This is a genomic window from Kitasatospora sp. NPDC056783 (genome assembly GCF_042789895.1).
Classification (GTDB): domain Bacteria; phylum Actinomycetota; class Actinomycetes; order Streptomycetales; family Streptomycetaceae; genus Kitasatospora.
On the sequence record NZ_JBHUAF010000610.1, the window covers coordinates 1 to 2,862 of the forward strand.

2 protein-coding genes are annotated in these 2,862 nt (G+C 71.5%); both read left to right on the forward strand.

The window, feature by feature from the left end; all coding sequences use genetic code 11:
* Nucleotides 1–103: 103 nt before the first annotated feature.
* Entirely contained in the window at nucleotides 104–1,066 is a 963-nt protein-coding gene (locus ACFRMQ_RS39810) for a hypothetical protein (RefSeq protein WP_380735788.1), read from the forward strand.
* 425 nt (nucleotides 1,067–1,491) lie between these two features.
* A partial coding sequence (locus ACFRMQ_RS39815) for an MFS transporter (RefSeq protein ID WP_380735789.1) occupies nucleotides 1,492–2,862 on the forward strand: 1,371 nt, incomplete at its 3' end.

The following is a 2,862-nucleotide window of genomic DNA, read 5'->3' on the forward strand; positions in this document are numbered from 1 at the left end:
GGATCCGGCAGCAGGGCGGGCCGGATCCGTTCTCCGGATGACCGGACGGGAGCCGCCCCCGCTCCCGGTGACGACGAACGGGCAGACATCCCGGGAGAAACAGATGCCGCTCACGACAGCCCTCGCTTTTCCGCCGTTCAGCAACCCCTATCCGCCGGGGATCCTGCGCACGCTCGCCGACACGAACGCGAGCGTGGCCGACGCCCTGGACATGACCGACCGGAAACTCGCGGAACTCGGCCATCCGCCCGTCACGGACAGACTCACGGCCGGGGATCCGGGCCCGGCGCCCAGCCTGGAGACGGAATACGTCCACAACCTGGTGGCGGCGACGCTCGTCCCGTACTCCGTGTACGCGTCGCTCGACCTGAAGGTCCAGCCGTCCATCATCCTCGGGCACGGCGCGGGCTTCAACGTCGGCAGCGTGATCACGGACCTCATGACGATGGCGGAGACGATCGACGTCCTGCTCGGGGGCTACGTCGAGGCCGAGCGGATGTCGCTGCGGGGCGGGATGCTCGCCCTCGCCGTCAACCAGCAGACCGCCCGGGCGATGTGCCGGCAGGTCTCGGAGGAGGGCCTGTACGTCGGCATGATCAACGCTCCGAACCAGACGGTGGTCTGCGGCTGGTTCGACGACCTGGACCTGCTGCAGAGCCACGCGGAGCGCAACGGCGTCCCCTGCCGGCGCCTCGCCGCCCTGCTCCCCATCCACACCCCGCTGTTCCGGTCGGCGGCCCTCCAGGCGATCATGCGCCAGGAGGAGCGCACCGTGGACCCCGTGCTGCCCCCGCTGTACTTCACCACCGAGTGCCGGCCGATCGTCGAGACCGACACGGTCCGGAAGGCGTCGCTCGCCATCTGGACCAAGCCGGCGAACCTCATCGAGTCGGTGGCGGACCTTCAGGAGAACTTCGGCGTCAACCACTTCATCGAGATCAACACCACTCCGACCCTCGCTCCGATGATCGTCCAGAACGCGCTCCCGGGCACCCGGGTCGACGGCCCGCCGGCCGGCATCACGGACGCCGCGGAGGTGCTCCCGTTCCTGAACGGCGCCTACTGACCCCGATCACGCGCATGACGGCCCGCCGGTTCGCCCGGCGGGCCGTTTCCGTGCCCCTCGCGTACGATCGGTCGGGGCCCGCTCGTGCCGGACGAAACGCATGGCTGACCATCGCTCAGATGTGCGGCTCACCGGTGGTGTTGGGCGCCGGTCCGGCGGGCGCGCGCGTGAACTGCCTCACCGGGGCGACCTCCTCCCCGCAACGGGTCGGCGGGTCTCCACAGTTGATAGGCCCTGGCTATCGGAGCCAGTCCGATCAGGTATTGGACGACGCGTTGCCCGGGCCCTACGGTCCTGGACATGACCACCCATCCCGCATTAACGGCCCTGCCGCGTCCGGCTTCCCGGCAGGTGACGGTGCCCACCCGGGCCCGCGTGGACGCTCAGCCGCTCCTCACCGGCCGCGGCACCACCGGGGCCGGCCGATGAGCACTCCCCGGGAGCAGCCCGAGCCGCGGATGCTGGTCCCCTCCCTGGTGTTCGTCGCCCTGGTCGTGGCGGCGGTCGCGAGCCTCGGGGCGCCGCTCATCACCACCGTGGCCACCACGTTCCACGTCTCGCTCAGCAGCGCGCAGTGGACGCTGACCATCGCGCTGCTGGCCGGCGCGGTCTCCACGCCGATCCTCGGCCGGCTCGGCGCCGGCCCGCACCGGCGCGCCACGATCCTCGCCACGCTGGCGGTCGTCGTCGTGGGCAGTGCGCTCACCGTGCTGCCGCTGTCGTTCGCCTGGCTGCTGGTCGGCCGGGCCGGGCAGGGCATCGGGCTCGGTCTGACGGCGCTGATGATGGGCGTGGCCCGCGACCACCTCCCCGAGGAGCGCAGCGCGGCCACCATCTCCCTGGTCTCGGTGGTCTCCATCATCGGGGTCGGCGCCGGCTACCCCCTCGCGGGCCTGCTCACCCAGGTGGGCGGGGTGCGCGCCGCCTACGGCCTCGGCCTGTTCGTCACCGTCATCGCCTTCCTGGCCGCCTGGCGCTTCATGCCCGACGCCCCCGCGGGCCGCTCCGCCCACCTGGACACGGTGGGCGCGCTCCTCCTGGCGGGTGGGCTGTTCCTCGTCCTGTACCTCGCCGGGGAGCGGAGCCTGTGGAGTCACCACCTCGGCGTGGCGGTGGTGCTGGCCGTCGTCGCCGTGGTCCTGCTCGCCGTCTGGACCGCCACCGGACTGCGCGGCACGGCGCCGCTGATCGACCTCAAGGCGCTGCGGCACCCGGCGGTCGCCGGGGCGAACCTCGCCATGTTCGTCGGCGCGATCGGCATGTACATCCTGCTCACGCTGATCACCCGGTACGCGCAGACGCCGCACAGCGCCGGCTACGGCTTCGGGCTCACCACCTTCGTCGCCGGGCTGGTCCTGATCCCCTTCTCCGTGCTGGGGTTCGCCGGCGGCAAGCTCACGCCCCCGATGCTCAAGCGGATCGAGGCCCCGTTCCTGCTGGCGGGCAGCGCCGTCGTCATCATCGGGGGGTTCGTCCTCTTCGCCGCGGCCCGGTCGAACCTGGTCGAACTGCTGCTGGCGATGAGCGTGCTGGGCTTCGGCGTCGGCAGCTTCTCGGCCGCCATGCCCGGCGTCATCCTGGCTGTCACGCCCAAGAGCGAGACGTCCAGTGCGATGAGCTTCAACTACATCACGCGCAGCGTGGGGTACTCGCTCGGCAGTGCCGTCGGCGGCCTGGTGCTGTCCGCCGGTACCGACACCGGCCGGATCTTCCCGAACGACAGTGCCTACACCACGGCGGCCCTGGTCGGCATCGTCGCGATGGCGGTCACCACGGTCGCCAGCCTGGTCCTGGCC

Coding starts and splice junctions, on each gene's coding strand:
- ACFRMQ_RS39810 (WP_380735788.1), top strand. CDS start 104: ATGCCGCTCACGACAGCCCTCGCTTTTCCGCCGTTCAGCAACCCCTAT.